Raw genomic sequence first — 13,450 nt, 5'->3', positions numbered from 1 at the left:
ATCTCTGCACAGCGTGCAAGTTTGCGTGGTGTGCTGTCCTGCACAACGCGCAGTGGTTTCAGTCGGCGGGCCGCACCCGCAGCTCGATCGCGATCTGGGAGGCGTCCAGGTTGGCGAGGGCCTCCTCGAGGGCGTCCGCGTCGAAGGTCCCGTGGTCCCGGGCGTCGAGCAGGGCCGCGCGCTGCGCCTCCAGGACGGCGATCCGCCACCGGACCTGCGCCTGCACGGTCGCAGTCCGGGACTCGCCCTCGGCCGGGACGGGTTCGGGTAGGTCGTCGCCCGCATGGCGCATGAGCTCGAGGAGCCGGAGGCGGTCGGCCTCCGCCTGCTCATCGGTCGCGTCGGGGTCGGCCGGCGGCGCGAGGCGTCGCACCAGGGGGCCGATGGTCCCGCCCTGCACCAGCAGCGACAGCGTCGCGACCGTGAAGGCGACGAGGACGAGCACCGACCGTTGGGGCGTCGACTCCGGGAGCGTCTGCGCCGCCGCCACGGTGACCGCGCCGCGCATGCCGGCCCACACCACCGTCGTGCCCTCGCGCCAGCCGAGCGGCTGCCGCAGGAAGTAGTCGATGTCGGCGACGACCTGGGTCACGCGGGAGGCGAAGCGTTCGAGTTGGCGGCCCGAGGGCTCCCGACGACGGCGGTTGACCTCGGCGAAGGCCTCCTGCTGTCCCTCCGGCGTCGTCATCCGGCCCTGCATCTCCTGCATGCGGTCGCGGAGCCGCCCGCTGCGTCGGGACCGGACGGCGAGGACCTTGAGCAGGGGCGCGACGTAGGCCGCGCGGAGGAGCACCGTCAGGACGAGGGCCCCCACCGCGACGAGCACGGCCGTGGCGACCCCGGCGTGATCCCGCTCGACGGACTCGACGATCGTCCGGATCTGCAGCCCCATCGTCAGGAAGACCGCGCCCTCGAGCACGAGCTCGACCGTGCACCAGTTCTGCGAGTCCGACAGGCGGTTCCGGACGGAGAGGTCGCGCGGGGCGCGCACGCCGGTGACCAGGCCCGCGACGACGGCGGCGACCAGGCCGGAGGCCTCGAGCAGCTCGGCCGGGACGCTGGCGACGAAGGGCACGGCGAACGAGATGACGGTGGTGACGGTCGGGTCCGACACCCGCTTGCGGACCTGCAGGGCGAGCACCCCGACGGCGCCCCCGAGCACGACCGCGACGGCCACCGAGTAGGCGAAGGACCCCAGCGCACCCCAGAAGGAGAAGGCCGCGGCCGTCGCGACGATGGCCGTGCGCAGGATGACGAGCGCGGTCGCGTCGTTGAGCAGACTCTCGCCCTCGAGCATCGCGACGACCCGCTTCGACGTCGGGGTGCGCTTGATGATCGAGGTGGCGACCGCGTCGGTCGGGCTGACGATCGCCCCGAGCGCGACGCCCCAGGCGAAGCCGAGGCCCGGCACGACGAGGGCGAAGAACACCCCGAGCACGAGCGAGCTGGCCACGACGAGGACCACCGACAGCCCGCTGATGGCGCCGAACTCGCGACGGAAGTTCATGGCGGGCATCGACACCGCGGACGAGTAGAGCAGCGGCGGCAGGACCCCCTCGAGGATCCACTCCGGCTCGATCTCCACGGCCGTGAAGAGCGGGAGGAAGCTCGCGCCCACCCCGACCACCACGAGCACCAGCGGGGCGGCGATCCCCAGCCGCGGACCGACGACGGCCGCCGCGGCGATCACGACGAACCCGGTCACCAGCACGACGAGCAGCTCCGTCACGCGGGCAGCCTCGCAGGCGCGGGACGCGCCGGAGGGGTCAGCCCCGGGGCGGGAACGTCGCCGGCCGCAGGTCCAGGGGGTTGATGTAGTCGCGGTACCGCACGACGAGGTCGCCCTCGAACGTCACCACGGCGACGTAGGAGACCGCCGCGGGGCTGCCGTCGGCGAAGTGACCGGTCGACGACCACTCGACGGTCAGGGTGTCCGCGCCCTCGTGGATCCGCAGGTCGTGCATCCCGCCGTCGAGCGTGAGGATGTCCGGGACCTGGCGCATCCAGGCCTCGATGGCCGCCCGGCCCTCGAGCCGCGTCGGCATCCCCTCCGGGGCGAACGGGAACTCGTGGACCGCGTCCTCGGCGTACATCGCCATGAACGTGTCGACGTCGGCGCGGTGGAAGGCGTCGAGGCTCCGGGTCAGCACGCGGGCGCGGGTGCTCGTCGCCGTGGTCACGGCATCCTCCTCGGGTTTCGCGAACGAGACGGTCCCGTTCCGTTGCTGTCGACGCTAGGCGCGGTGTGAGTGGAACGCAACCGTCTCGTTCGCTTACGCTGGTCGCATGGCGGAGCGGCGGGCGAGCGGCGGCGCGGTGCTGCGGCCGCGCGTCACCGACGCGATCGTGGCCGCGGCCTTCGCGGAGCTGGCCGACGCCGGGTACGCCCGGCTGTCGATGGAGGCCGTGGCGCGGCGGGCCGGGGTGGGCAAGGCGGCGCTCTACCGGCGCTGGCCCTCCAAGGAGGCCATGCTGGTCGACCTCGTCCGACAGTCGGTCGCGGACACCCTCCCGCCGGTCCCGACGACGGGTGCCCTCGCGAGCGACCTGCGGGAACTGCTCGGGACCCTTCGCGACCAGGTCGCGGACCCGATGGTCGCCGCCGTCGGCCCGACACTGTTCGCAGAGGTCCGGCACACCCCGGCCCTCTCCGAGGTCCTCCGGACGGACGTGACGGCGCCGCGGCGGGTCGCCGGCGAGACGGTGGTCCGGGCCGCGGTCGCGCGGGGCGAGCTCCCCGACACCGTCGACGTCGACCTCGCCGTGGACCTGCTGATCGCCCCGCTGCTCCTCCGGATCCTCGTCACCCGGGAGCGGTGCGACGACGCGTACCTGGACACCCTGGCCGTGGCGGTCGAGGCCGCGGTGCAGGCGACCGCCCGCGCCTGAATCCGGACGACGCTGTCGGACCCCGTCGCTACGCTCGCGCCGGTTTCGGACATCAGGGGGCTTCATGGACGTGGCGATCGAGGTCGCCGGGCTGGTCAAACGCTACGGCGGCGTCACCGCCCTCGACGGCGTCGACCTGCAGGTCCCGCGCGGCACCGTGCTCGGACTCCTCGGGCCCAACGGTGCGGGGAAGACGACCATCGTCCGCATCCTCACCACGCTCCTGCAGCCCGACGCCGGGCGGGCGACGATCGACGGGATCGACGTGCTGGCCCAGCCCCGCGAGGTGCGCCGACGGTTGGGGCTCTCCGGGCAGTACGCGGCGGTCGACGAGTACCTGACGGGGTTCGAGAACCTCGACATGATCGGGCGGCTCTACCACCTCGGGCGGCGCCGCAGCCGGGAGCGCGCCCGGGAGCTGCTCGCGCAGTTCAGCCTGTCCGACGCCGGGGACCGTCCCGCCCGGACCTACTCCGGCGGCATGCGCCGGCGCCTCGACCTCGCGGGCGCCCTCGTCGCCGCTCCCCCGGTGCTCTTCCTCGACGAGCCGACCACAGGGCTCGACCCGCGCAGCCGCACGGAGATGTGGGGCGTGATCCAGCAGCTGGTCGCGGGCGGCACCACCCTGCTGCTCACCACGCAGTACCTGGAGGAGGCCGACGTGCTGGCTGACGACATCGTCGTCATCGACCACGGCCGCGCCATCGCGCGCGGCACGGCCGACCAGCTCAAGGCCCAGATCGGCGGCGAGCGTCTCGAGCTCACCGTCACCGACCCGGGCCGGCTCGACGAGGCGCGGCGCCTGGTCACGCCGCTCGGCGTCGCGCCGGCGGTCACCGACGAGCACCGGAGGTCCCTGACGATGCCCGTGTCGGGCGGGGTGAAGGCGTTGCGGCAGGCGCTGGACCTGTTGGAGGCCGAGGGCCTGGACGTCGACGACGCCGGGGTCCGGCGCCCCACCCTCGACGACGTCTTCCTCACGCTGACCGGCTCGACCACCGAGGAGGACGCGTCGTGAGCACGCTCGACGTCGTGACCGACGCGGCGGTCGTCGCCAAGCGCAACCTCATCAAGATCAAGCGGGTGCCCGACCTGCTGGTCTTCACCACGCTCTCGCCGATCATGTTCGTGCTGCTGTTCGCCTACGTGTTCGGCGGTGCGATCGACCCGACCGGCGGCGGGGCCGCCTACCGCGAGTTCCTCATCGCGGGGATCTTCGCGCAGACCGTGGTGTTCGGGGCGACCAACACCGGCGCCGGCCTCGCCGAGGACGTCAAGAAGGGCATCATCGACCGGTTCCGGTCGCTGCCGATGGCGCCGTCGGCGGTGCTCACCGGCCGGACGCTGTCCGACGTGGTCAACAACGTGATCGTGCTCGTCGTCATGTCGATCACGGGGCTGCTGGTCGGCTGGCGCATCAACACCGGCCCGCTGGAGGCGCTGTGGGGCTTCGCCCTGCTGCTGATCTTCGCCTACGCCGTCTCGTGGATCATGGCGTGGCTGGGCCTGCTGATCCCGAGCCCCGAGGTCATCAACAACGCCTCGTTCATCGTGATCTTCCCGCTGACCTTCGTCGCGAACACGTTCGTCCCGCTCGACACGCTGCCCGGTCCGCTGCGGGTGTTCGCGGAGTGGAACCCGGTCTCCGCGGTGACGCAGGCGGCCCGGGAGCTGTTCGGCAACCCCGACCCGAACCCGGCCGCGACGGTGTCCCAGGCGTGGTCGCTGCAGCACCCGCAGCTGTACACGCTGATCTGGGCCGTGGCCGTGGTCGCGGTGTTCGCCCCGCTCGCGAGCGCGCAGTACCGGCGGGCCGCCAGCCGCTAGTTCTTCACCGCCGAGACGATCGCGGCGACCAGCAGGCCGACGAGCAGGAGCAGGAGGGCCACCGGGCTCAGTACCCCGAGCAGGACGAGCCCGACGATGATCGCGATCTTCGGCCCGGTGCCGAGGGCGCCCCAGGCACCCTTCATCGCGCCGATCACCGGGTTCTTGCCCGCCATCAGCGCGTTGCCGGCGCCGAAGATCGCCCCGAGCTTGAGTCCGCCGCCCGAGGCCATCTTCTCGACCTGGTCGGAGAGGTCGTCCACCTTGTCGGCGGCGATCCCGGCGAGCCGGTCGATCACCGCGACGGCCAGTCGCTCGCCACAGTTCTTGAGACGTTCGCCGGCGTTGAGCTCCGCGACGGCGGTGGAGACGGTCATGGGATCGGACGCTATCGAGTGGCACCACCCGTGGAACATCCGCCGAGTGCCGGTACCTCCACCGCGACCGGCGCAACGGTGTCGGGGTGTCGTGCCAGGGTGTCGACGTGGGTGAGCGGCCGGACGTCCCCGAGGAGTTCGTCGAGCGGATCGACACCGTGCTGCGGGCGTGGCAGGGCGTCACGCAGGAGCGCGCCTGGGTCGGCACGCGATGGAAGGTCCGCGGCGCGACGATCGCCCACGTCTTCGGTGGCGAGGACGGCCGGTTCCGCATCACCTTCCGCGGCGAGCCCGACGAGGTCGCCGCGTTCGGCCACATGGGGCCGCCGTACTTCACGGTTTCCTGGGGGTCGAACGTGATCGGGCTGCTGCTCGACGAGCACAGCGACTGGGAGGAGCTCGCCGAGCTGCTCCAGGACTCCTACCGCATCCAGGCCCCGTCGGCGTGGGCACCGTAGTTGTCTTTCAGGACTTCTCTGTTAGTTTTCCGACATGGAGACGCTCCTCGACGGTCTGGCCATGGTGGAGGGCGCCCGCTGGCACGACGGGCGTCTGTGGTTCGCGCACTGGGGCGTCGGTGAGGTGATCGCGGTGGACCTCGACGGGAAGGCCGAGGTCGTCGCGCCCGGGCCCGAGCAGATGGGGTGGGCGTTCGACTGGCTGCCCGACGGGCGCCGCGTCACGACCGGCGACGCGATTCGCATCGACGGTGAGATCGTCCGCGAGGGCGGCGCCAACGAGGTGGTGGTGGACCCGCGCGGCCACGTCTTCGTCGACGGGATCGACGGCGGGTTCTCCTTCACCGAGCCCGGGTGGATCGACCTCGTCTCCCCCGACGGCACGTCCCGCCGCGTCGCCGACGACATCCGCTTCCCCAACGGCATGGTCGTCACCCCCGACGGCTCGACGCTGGTGATCGCCGAGTCCGTCGGCGGGTGCCTCACCGCCTTCGACCTGCGCGACGACGGGTCGCTCGACGGGCGGCGGACCTGGGCCGACGGCCTCGGCCCCGACGGCATCGCGATCGACGCGGCCGGCGGCATCTGGGCCCAGACCGCCGACACGTTCGCCCACAGCGGTGACCCGTCCGCGCCGGCGGGTGCGGTCGTTCGGGTACTGGACGGCGGGGAGATCACCCATCGCATCGAGACCCCGATGCCCTGCTTCGCCTGCACGGTCAGCGACGAGCACCTGTTCCTGCTCTGCAACGAGTGGGAGGGCTTCGAGAAGGCCGCCGAGGTCCTGGCCCGCCGGTCGTCACGGGTCTTCGTGGTCGCCCTCGAGGACGTCCCGCGGGTCTGATCGTCCTGACCAGGGTCCACGATCCCAACCGCCCGCGCGCCTGCCGGACCATAATCATCGGGACGTCGCGGATTCGGGCGCCGGGCGCGGAGATCCGCGATGTCCTGGTGATCATGTCTGCGGCAGGTCCGGCGCGTCCGATCCCGATCGGACCCGCGCGCCCGCCGAGGATCCGCACCGCGATCCGGCACCGTGGGCAGGTGCCACCGGGACCGACACGAGCGCGGCAGCAGACCGAGATGGGTGAAGGCCTCGCCGTCGGGTGTCTCGTCGAGGGTGTGACCGGCCTCGATCCCGCCGAGGCCGACGAGGCGCTGCGCCGTGCTCTGCAGACGTGGCCGTGGGTGACGCGGTACCCGACCGTCCGGCGGACCCCGGCCGTCGTCGGGACGATGCGCTCGAGTCCCGGTCGACGCGGGCTGAAGGTCGCCCAGTGGGTGTTCTCCCGCGGCCTCGCCGTGCCCCAACTGCGCGACGACGCGTGGGACCTGCCCGCGGCCTGCGCCCGGCTCGAGGGCGAGACCGGCGTCCCCGCACGCCGCTGGCTCGATCTCGCCCGGACGTTCCTCGCCGAGCTCCCGGAGTCGACCGTGTGGCGGGCACCGGCCCTCGCCGCCGACCCCGACGCGCTGCCCGACGCCTGATCAGGGACGGACGGTGTCGGCGGGGTCGCCGAACACGACGTCGTCCACCCGTCGTCCCAGCCGTTGCAGCAGCCCGGAACCCCACAGCACGGCGCCGAGCAGCACGAGCAGGCCGCCCGCGAAGGCACCGGCCACCGTGACGACGCCGAGCGGCGGCGCCGAGCGGGCCTCGGGGAGGTTCGGCGGCGAGACCGTGCTGACGGTGACCCGGGACGGGCTCGTGCCGACCGTCTCGGCGGCGGTGATCGCCTGCACCAGGGACCGCCCGACCACGCCGTCCGCCGTGGCGGCCTCCTGCGGGGTCGCGGCGCGCACCGCGACCGAGAGCATCGTCGTGTCGGACACCGGGGTCACCCGCACCACCTGGCGCAGTGCGTCGACCGTGGTGTCGAGCTGCGCGGCCGCGGGGGCGAGCACCGCGGTGTCGGTCCCGAGCTGCGCGTAGGTGTCCATCCGGGCCGCGATGTACTGGTCCTCGGTCGACGCGGCGTCGGCGGACGCGAGCCCGATCCCCCCGTCGGACACCAGCACCTGCGACGTCGAGCTCACCGGGGTGTGGTCGATGTGCAGGTCCGCGAACAGCCCGGCGAGAGCACCCAGCACGATCCCCACGAGCACGACCCACCGTGCTCCGCGCACGCTCCGCGCCACCCCGTGTCGTTGACCCATGCGAACGAGTGTCCGCGCCACTGGTGATCGCGCCGTGAGAACGAGCGGCTCCGCAGCTGTGGATCCGCTGAAGATCGTCCGGGACCGAGGCCGTCCGCCGGGGTCCTCTCAGGCCCCGGCGCCACGGTGGCACCCATGTCCCGTCGCACCGGGGTGTCCCTGCTCCAGGGGTGGCTCCCCATCACGATCCAGGCTCTCGCGGCCGTCCTGCTGGTGCTCCTCGCGGTATGGCTGCTGCGCGGCGCGCGCCCGCGGCCCGTCGTCGTGACGCTCGTCGTCGCCGCAGCGGCAGCCGCGCTCGCCGTCGTCGGGACGCGGTGGTCGTTGCGGGACCAGGACCTGCAGGCCGACCCGCCGCCCGTGGCGCTGTGGGTGTGGGCGGCGCTCGCCGCCGTGGCGCTGGTCCTGCTCGTGGCCGCCGTGGTGAGGCGCGGCTGGTGGCGGCGGGGCCTCGCCGTCGGGACCCTCCTGCTCGCCCTCCTCGCGGCCGGGGTCCAGGCCAACGTGTGGGTCGGCTACTTCCCGACGGTGGCCGAGGCGTACGCCCAGCTCACCGCGGCACCCCTTCCCGACGAGGCGTCTCCCGCGGCTGTCGACGCGATGCGCGGGACCCCGCGCACCACCGGCGTCGTCGTACCGATGACCACCCCGGACGACGTCAGCCACTTTGCCCACCGCACCGAGTACGTCTACCTGCCGCCCGCGTGGTTCGCCCCGCACGCGCCGAGCCTCCCGGCCGTGATGATGGTCGGCGGCGAGTTCGCCACGCCCACGGACTGGATCCGCACCGGCGACGCGGTCGTCACCGCCGACGCCTACGCGCGCACCCACGGCGGCCTCGCGCCGATCCTCGTGTTCGCCGACTCGACCGGCTCGTTCCGCAACGACACCGAGTGCGTCGACGGCCCACGGGGCAACGCGGCCACGCACCTCGTCGACGAGGTCCGCCCGTACGTCGTCGCGCACTTCGCGGCGGATGCGTCGCCGGCGCAGTGGGGCGTCGTCGGCTGGTCGACGGGCGGGACGTGCGCGGTCGACCTCGGCGTCACCCGGCCCGACGCCTTCTCCGCCTTCGAGGACATCCAGGGCGACCTCGCGCCCAACGCGGGCGGCGCCCAGCAGACCCTCGCTCAGCTCTACGGCGGGAACGCCGCCGCGCAGGCCGCCTTCGACCCGACCACGGTGCTCGCCCACCACGCCCCGTACCCGGACTCCGCCGGGTGGTTCGCCGACAACCCCTCCACACGGCCCGCTCGACACGCCCCGACCACCGCGCCACCGGCCGACCCGCGAGCGGGCATGGGCGGCCGCAAGGACCCGGCCCCCGCGACGATGCAGGGGCAACAGGCCACCGAGGCACGGACCCTGTGCGCCGAGGCGACGGCCCGCGGCATCACCTGCAGCGTCCACATCAGCCCCGGGAAGCACACGTGGCAGTTCGCGCACGCCGCGTTCGCCGACGCACTGCCGTGGTTGGCCGGGCGCCTCGGGCTGCCGTCCGCAGTAGGTGCTCCTACGGTGCGATCATGAGCCGACCGGAACCGACCGACCCGCCGGCGCTCGCGCGGCGTCCGCTGCTGCAGGGCTGCCTCTCGGGTGGGGCCGCGTTGGTCGGGCTCGGAGCGCTCTCGGCGTGCGGTGGTCCGCAGACCACGCCCACCGTCCCGGCGCCCGGTCCCCTGGCCTCGCTGGACCAGGTGCCCGTGGGCGGCACCGTCGTCGTGACCAGCCCGAACGGCGCCCCGGTCGCCCTCGTCCGGCCGAACGCCGGCACCGTCGTGGCGCACAGCGCGGTCTGCACCCACCAGGGCTGCGCGGTCTCGGGCCGCGGCCCGACCCTGAGCTGCCCCTGCCACGGCTCCGTGTTCGACGCGGCCACGGGCGCCGTGGAGCAGGGGCCGGCGGACCGACCCCTGCCGGCGATTCCGGTGCAGATCCAGGGGCAGTCCGTCGTCGTGACCTAGTTCTTCTTGGTCAGCGTCACCAGCTTCGTCGCGCCGCTGCCCGAGTTCGTGCTACCCGACCCCTTGCTTTCCGACGACGAGCCCTTGCCCGACGACGAGTCCTTGCTCCCGGACGACGAGCTCTTCGTGCTCGAGGAGTCCTTGCTCGACGAACCCTTGCTCGACGACGACCCGGTGCTGGTCGAGGCCTTCTGCACCGTCGAGGACGACGACGAGGACTTCTTCGGCGGCGCGGTCGGCAGGTCGAGCGTCAGGTCGATCTTGTTCGGCGCGTAGGTGAACGAGTAGTACTTCCCGCTCACGCAGAACGTGTGACCGTTCTGGTTCACGGCATAGGCGTTCCCACCGCCACAGCTCACCGAGGCGGGCGCCCCGTTCTGCGCGCTCGACGCCGTCGCCGTCGCGTTCTTCCCCGCGTACGCCACCGACTTGTCGTTCCCCGTCGCCGACGCCCGAGCGGTCGAGTTGTCCCCCGCCGCCGTCGCCTTCGCCGTGCTGCTGTCCGACGCCGCCGACCCCGCCGTCGAATTCGCACCCTTCGCCTCGGACGTCGCCGTCGAGTTCGTCGACGCTGCCGAAGCCGCCTTCGACGATGACCCGGAGGCGGTCGAGGTGGCCTGAGAGGCGTCCACGGCGGTCGACGACGCCTGCGCGCCGTCGCCCGGCGCGGACGCCGTGGCAGTCGAATTCTTCGCCCCCGAGCTCGCCGCCGCCCCCGTCGGGCTGCCGGTGCTCGAGGTCGAGGTACTGCTCCCGGACGCGCTCGCCGCGGCCGGCGCCCCCGAGGAGGTGGTCGACGCGGTCGCGGGGGGCGGGGGGTTGTCGCCGTACCCGCCACCGCTGCTGCTCGCGGTGGTCGGGCTGCCGTCGTTGAACGTGCCGGCGCTACCTGCGCCCGCCGCGCCGGACTGGTCCGAACCGTTGACTGCGCCTGCGCTTGCGTCTGCGCCCGCACCCCCACTGGCGTAGAAGGGGTCGGGATTCGCCGTGGCTCCGGCGCTGCTCTTGCTCGTGGCGGCGCTTCCCGCGGCCGTGCCGGGCGCCGTCGAGGTCGACGCGGTCGCCGCGGTCGCCGGGCCGCCTCCGCTGCCCGCGCCGGCCCCTGCGGAAGCCGATGCGTTGGCCGGGGTGGTTGCAGTCGCGGGCACGTAGGTCGCAGCCCCCGCGCCCGAGGACCCCGCGCCGCCGCTCGTTCCGGAGTCGGTGGCCGACCCGGAGGCAGCGCTGCCAGTTGTGGCGCGGCTCGACCCCGCCGACGGCCCTCCGGTGCCGGCGCCACGGGCGTCGGCCTGCGTGCCGTCGCCCGCCGTGCAGACCGCCCGCCCCTCGACCGCGGTGCACGTCTCGCCCATCGCGACCAGCGGGAGGCCCGCCGTGGTCGCGGCGGCGAGCACCAGGGCGCTCAGCCCCATCGCGGTCCGGGTCCGGACCGGGTTCCAGGCAGCCATGCTTCGTACGCCCCCAAGACGTCGAGTCATTCAAGGCGTCCCCGTACGACCTCGGCATCACCGGGTTCGGTGCAGCGATGCGCACGCAGTCTGCGGAAGGATCTCCGCACGGAACCTAGGGATTCTTCCTAGGTTCTCGCGCGCTTCCCGACGACGGGTCGGCCGTGGCCGGACATCGTCGTCCTCTCGGCACGATCCGGACCGGGTTCACCCCTGCGACGGCGCGAGCTCGTGTCGCTGGGCGAGCCAGTCGACGATCTGTCGGGCCGCGAGCTCGTTGCCGGTGGGCTCGTCCGGACCGATCGCTCCCCCGAAGTGGGTGCCGCGCACGCTCACGTGCGTCAGGTCGGATGCCCCCAGCGCGGCCACCATGCGCTGCGAGTCCTCGGGGAACGCGGCCTGGTCACCGGTGAGCTCGACGAAGAGCGTCGGTGCCTGTACGCCCGGCGCGCACCGCACGAAGTCGGCGTTCGACGACAGCCCCGACCAGGTCGAGAGCCACGCCTCCGGCGTCGTGAGCCGGCAGAACCCGACCTGCCCGTAGTTGATGAGGTCGGGCCGGGAGCCGAACAGCGACCCGTAGGGCCGGTCGCTGGGGTCCAGCGACAGGTCCACGCACCGCGGGTCGGCGTCGGTGCGGAACACCGTGATGATCTCCGGCGCCAGGGCGCGGCGACGGTCCGCGGGTGCACCCGTGCGCTTGTGCACAGCGCGGGCCTCGGCAGCCCGGGCGAGCGCCGCGTGGGCCCGCGCGTCGATCCGGGCGACCCGGTCGCGCTGCGCCGCGCGGAACCGCTCGAGGAACTCGGACGGGTAGGACGAGCTGGTCGGCGGCTCCGCGAAGCCGTTGCGCGGGTCGAACGGGTCCAGGTCCGGCACCGCCGCGAGCGGGTCGGCCTCGTCGGCGACCGAGGGGTCGATGCATCCGAGCAGCAGCCGCCCCTGCCCGGGGTGCGGGGCCAGGAACACCGCCGCGTCGACCGGGGGCAGCAGGGCCTCCCCCAGCTTCGTCGGGCGTCCACCCGGCGTCGTCGCGATGCGGTCAGCGCCGGCCAGGCCTGCCTGCTCGGCGTAGAAGGCGAAGAGGGTCCCGCCGCCGGAGTGCCCGAGCGTCACGACCGACTCGAAGCCGCGGTCGCGCAGGAACGCGAGCCCGGCCGCGACGTCGAGCAGCGCCTGCTCGTGCACGAGCGTGAGGTCGTTGTTGACCGACCGCGTGTGCTGCGTCCAGACCGCAGCACCGGCTTGCAGCAGCGGCGGGACGAGCGGGTGGTGGGTGACGTCCTGACGCGGGTGCATGAGGACCACGACAGTCCGCGCGCCGGGCACCGTCGCGAGCACACCGCGGACGGAGGCGCCGTCCGCCGTCGTCAGCTCGTGCACGATCGTCGTCGTGACCGCGGGGCGCTCGTCGGCCGCAACGTACCGACCGGCCCCGAGCCGCGTGGGCGCACTCATACCGGGTCGACCTGCAGGGCGTTCTTGTCGTGCTGCACGATCCGCCCGCCGCCGACCCCGGCGACGCAGCTGTACCAGACCGCGTGCCGACAGCCCGTGGCCCGACGGTCGATGACGATCGGACCGTCCGCCCGGATCTCGAAGTACGGGCCGATCTTCCCGACCGTCACCGCCGGGTCCTCCGCCGCCACCTTCGCCACCGAGGTGTTCTCCGGGACGTCGAGGACGTAGAGCGCGGTCATACCTGCGCACCTTCCCGAGCCGCTTCCCAGTCGGCCGCCCGCTCGACGATCAGCTCGGCCTTGCGGGCCAGCAGCTTCCCGAACGACGGGTCCGGCGCGGTGACGACGTCGAGCAGCGCGTCGATCGTCAGGTTCGCGTCGAGGTCCTCCTGCGGCGTCACCGGACGCATCGCGCGGGTGAACTCGACCATGTAGCCGTTGGGGTCGTGGGTGTAGATCGACTCGATGGTCTCGTGCTGGATCTGCATCTCGACCGGCCACTGCGAGTCGTCGAGCCGGCGCCGGTACTCCAGGAGGTCGGCCTCGTCGTCGACGTGGATCGCGAGGTGGCGCGACCGCACGAAGAACTCCGGCACCTCCGGCCCGAACCCGGCGTAGACGTCCCCGCGCTCATGGGCGTGCTGGGGCTCCAGGCCGAAGTAGTAGAAGAACGCGATCCGGTCGTCGTTGCCGATGTCGAAGAAGAAGTGGATGAAGTCGGGATGGTTCTCCGGACCCCAGCCCGCCGCGCAGATCGAGTGCACCACCGGGAAGCCGAGGACGTCGCGGTAGAAGCGGACGGTCCCAGCGGGATCGAACGTCGGGAACGCCGCGTGGTCGACACCGCGGACCTTGTGCTCCAGTGCCATG

General features: G+C 73.1%; 18 protein-coding genes. 10 read left to right on the top strand and 8 right to left on the bottom strand.

All coding sequences use genetic code 11. From position 1 onward, the window contains the following. Window positions 1-58: 58 nt before the first annotated feature. Together BJ983_RS01590 and BJ983_RS01585 are read right to left on the bottom strand one after the other, a co-directional pair. Window positions 59-1,729 carry a cation:proton antiporter domain-containing protein gene (locus tag BJ983_RS01590; protein ID WP_179792190.1) on the bottom strand — a complete coding sequence of 557 codons (1,671 nt, stop codon included), beginning with the start codon at window positions 1,727-1,729 and terminating at the stop codon, window positions 59-61. A gap of 37 nt (window positions 1,730-1,766) precedes the next feature. After that, window positions 1,767-2,180, bottom strand: a complete 414-nt coding sequence (locus BJ983_RS01585; RefSeq protein WP_179792189.1) for a nuclear transport factor 2 family protein — start codon at window positions 2,178-2,180, stop codon at window positions 1,767-1,769. A 106-nt stretch (window positions 2,181-2,286) separates the two neighbouring features. On the opposite strand from BJ983_RS01585, the gene BJ983_RS01580 reads away from it, so the two are divergent. The 3 genes from BJ983_RS01580 (at window position 2,287) to BJ983_RS01570 (ending at window position 4,716) form a co-directional block, all read left to right on the top strand. After that, window positions 2,287-2,889: a TetR/AcrR family transcriptional regulator gene (locus tag BJ983_RS01580; RefSeq protein ID WP_179792188.1), complete on the top strand. Its 603-nt coding sequence runs from the start codon at window positions 2,287-2,289 to the stop codon at window positions 2,887-2,889. Between the two features lie 64 nt (window positions 2,890-2,953). Further along, entirely contained in the window at window positions 2,954-3,907 is a 954-nt protein-coding gene (locus BJ983_RS01575) for an ATP-binding cassette domain-containing protein (RefSeq protein ID WP_179792187.1), read from the top strand. Beyond that, window positions 3,904-4,716 carry an ABC transporter permease gene (locus tag BJ983_RS01570; RefSeq protein ID WP_179792186.1) on the top strand — a complete coding sequence of 271 codons (813 nt, stop codon included), beginning with the start codon at window positions 3,904-3,906 and terminating at the stop codon, window positions 4,714-4,716. The genes BJ983_RS01575 and BJ983_RS01570 overlap by 4 nt, the downstream gene beginning before the upstream one ends. Here BJ983_RS01570 and BJ983_RS01565 read toward each other — a convergent pair. Then, complete coding sequence (locus BJ983_RS01565) at window positions 4,713-5,093, bottom strand: hypothetical protein (RefSeq protein ID WP_179792185.1); 381 nt, start codon at window positions 5,091-5,093, stop codon at window positions 4,713-4,715. The genes BJ983_RS01570 and BJ983_RS01565 overlap by 4 nt on opposite strands. Window positions 5,094-5,200: 107 nt before the next feature. Here BJ983_RS01565 and BJ983_RS01560 point away from each other — a divergent pair, with 107 nt between their 5' ends. The 3 genes from BJ983_RS01560 to BJ983_RS01550 all read left to right on the top strand — a co-directional run bounded on the left by BJ983_RS01560 (window position 5,201) and on the right by BJ983_RS01550 (window position 7,039). After that, on the top strand, window positions 5,201-5,551 hold the full coding sequence (locus BJ983_RS01560) for an MmcQ/YjbR family DNA-binding protein (protein ID WP_179792184.1): 351 nt from the start codon (window positions 5,201-5,203) through the stop codon (window positions 5,549-5,551). Window positions 5,552-5,585: 34 nt separating this feature from the next. Next, entirely contained in the window at window positions 5,586-6,395 is an 810-nt protein-coding gene (locus BJ983_RS01555; RefSeq protein WP_179792183.1) for an SMP-30/gluconolactonase/LRE family protein, read from the top strand. A gap of 239 nt (window positions 6,396-6,634) precedes the next feature. After that, a complete protein-coding gene (locus BJ983_RS01550; protein ID WP_179792182.1) occupies window positions 6,635-7,039 on the top strand; it encodes a hypothetical protein in 405 nt (134 codons plus the stop codon). Here BJ983_RS01550 and BJ983_RS01545 read toward each other — a convergent pair whose 3' ends face one another. After that, window positions 7,040-7,678 carry a YveK family protein gene (locus BJ983_RS01545; RefSeq protein ID WP_179792181.1) on the bottom strand — a complete coding sequence of 213 codons (639 nt, stop codon included), beginning with the start codon at window positions 7,676-7,678 and terminating at the stop codon, window positions 7,040-7,042. Between the two features lie 165 nt (window positions 7,679-7,843). Between BJ983_RS01545 and BJ983_RS01540 the strand changes: the two genes are divergently transcribed. Next, complete coding sequence (locus BJ983_RS01540; RefSeq protein WP_179792180.1) at window positions 7,844-9,238, top strand: alpha/beta hydrolase; 1,395 nt, start codon at window positions 7,844-7,846, stop codon at window positions 9,236-9,238. Further along, a complete protein-coding gene (locus BJ983_RS01535) occupies window positions 9,235-9,672 on the top strand; it encodes a Rieske (2Fe-2S) protein (RefSeq protein WP_179792179.1) in 438 nt (145 codons plus the stop codon). The genes BJ983_RS01540 and BJ983_RS01535 overlap by 4 nt, the downstream gene beginning before the upstream one ends. On the opposite strand, the gene BJ983_RS01530 is transcribed toward BJ983_RS01535, so the two are convergent. After that, window positions 9,669-10,097, bottom strand: coding sequence for a hypothetical protein (locus BJ983_RS01530; protein WP_179792178.1), 429 nt, complete (start codon window positions 10,095-10,097; stop codon window positions 9,669-9,671). The two genes, BJ983_RS01535 and BJ983_RS01530, sit on opposite strands and share 4 nt — an antisense overlap. 4 nt (window positions 10,098-10,101) lie before the next feature. Between BJ983_RS01530 and BJ983_RS01525 the strand changes: the two genes are divergently transcribed. Beyond that, on the top strand, window positions 10,102-10,293 hold the full coding sequence (locus BJ983_RS01525) for a hypothetical protein (RefSeq protein WP_179792177.1): 192 nt from the start codon (window positions 10,102-10,104) through the stop codon (window positions 10,291-10,293). Between the two features lie 54 nt (window positions 10,294-10,347). After that, complete coding sequence (locus BJ983_RS01520) at window positions 10,348-10,641, top strand: hypothetical protein (RefSeq protein WP_179792176.1); 294 nt, start codon at window positions 10,348-10,350, stop codon at window positions 10,639-10,641. A gap of 686 nt (window positions 10,642-11,327) precedes the next feature. Here the strand turns inward: BJ983_RS01520 and BJ983_RS01515 are convergent. The 3 genes from BJ983_RS01515 to BJ983_RS01505 are packed head-to-tail and all read right to left on the bottom strand — an operon-like array spanning window position 11,328 to window position 13,449. After that, window positions 11,328-12,578, bottom strand: a complete 1,251-nt coding sequence (locus BJ983_RS01515) for an alpha/beta fold hydrolase (RefSeq protein WP_179792175.1) — start codon at window positions 12,576-12,578, stop codon at window positions 11,328-11,330. After that, window positions 12,575-12,820 (bottom strand): hypothetical protein, encoded by a 246-nt coding sequence (locus tag BJ983_RS01510; protein ID WP_179792174.1) that lies wholly within the window; start codon window positions 12,818-12,820, stop codon window positions 12,575-12,577. Before BJ983_RS01510 ends, BJ983_RS01515 begins: the two co-directional genes overlap by 4 nt. Then, window positions 12,817-13,449, bottom strand: coding sequence for a VOC family protein (locus BJ983_RS01505; protein WP_179792173.1), 633 nt, complete (start codon window positions 13,447-13,449; stop codon window positions 12,817-12,819). The genes BJ983_RS01510 and BJ983_RS01505 overlap by 4 nt, the downstream gene beginning before the upstream one ends. Window position 13,450 lies beyond the last annotated feature (1 nt).

The sequence above is a fragment of the Actinomycetospora corticicola genome (assembly GCF_013409505.1).
Taxonomy (GTDB): Bacteria; Actinomycetota; Actinomycetes; order Mycobacteriales; family Pseudonocardiaceae; genus Actinomycetospora; species Actinomycetospora corticicola.
This window is presented reverse-complemented; position numbering and strand designations above follow the sequence as displayed.

What these genes read in the sequence shown, in the direction of transcription:
- BJ983_RS01580 (WP_179792188.1), top strand. Translation starts at nt 2,287, where the DNA reads ATGGCGGAGCGGCGGGCGAGCGGCGGCGCGGTGCTGCGGCCGCGCGTC.
- BJ983_RS01575 (WP_179792187.1), top strand. Translation starts at nt 2,954, where the DNA reads ATGGACGTGGCGATCGAGGTCGCCGGGCTGGTCAAACGCTACGGCGGC.
- BJ983_RS01565 (WP_179792185.1), bottom strand. Translation starts at nt 5,093, where the DNA reads ATGACCGTCTCCACCGCCGTCGCGGAGCTCAACGCCGGCGAACGTCTC.
- BJ983_RS01555 (WP_179792183.1), top strand. Translation starts at nt 5,586, where the DNA reads ATGGAGACGCTCCTCGACGGTCTGGCCATGGTGGAGGGCGCCCGCTGG.
- BJ983_RS01550 (WP_179792182.1), top strand. Translation starts at nt 6,635, where the DNA reads ATGGGTGAAGGCCTCGCCGTCGGGTGTCTCGTCGAGGGTGTGACCGGC.
- BJ983_RS01540 (WP_179792180.1), top strand. Translation starts at nt 7,844, where the DNA reads ATGTCCCGTCGCACCGGGGTGTCCCTGCTCCAGGGGTGGCTCCCCATC.
- BJ983_RS01535 (WP_179792179.1), top strand. Translation starts at nt 9,235, where the DNA reads ATGAGCCGACCGGAACCGACCGACCCGCCGGCGCTCGCGCGGCGTCCG.
- BJ983_RS01515 (WP_179792175.1), bottom strand. Translation starts at nt 12,578, where the DNA reads ATGAGTGCGCCCACGCGGCTCGGGGCCGGTCGGTACGTTGCGGCCGAC.
- BJ983_RS01510 (WP_179792174.1), bottom strand. Translation starts at nt 12,820, where the DNA reads ATGACCGCGCTCTACGTCCTCGACGTCCCGGAGAACACCTCGGTGGCG.
- BJ983_RS01505 (WP_179792173.1), bottom strand. Translation starts at nt 13,449, where the DNA reads ATGGCACTGGAGCACAAGGTCCGCGGTGTCGACCACGCGGCGTTCCCG.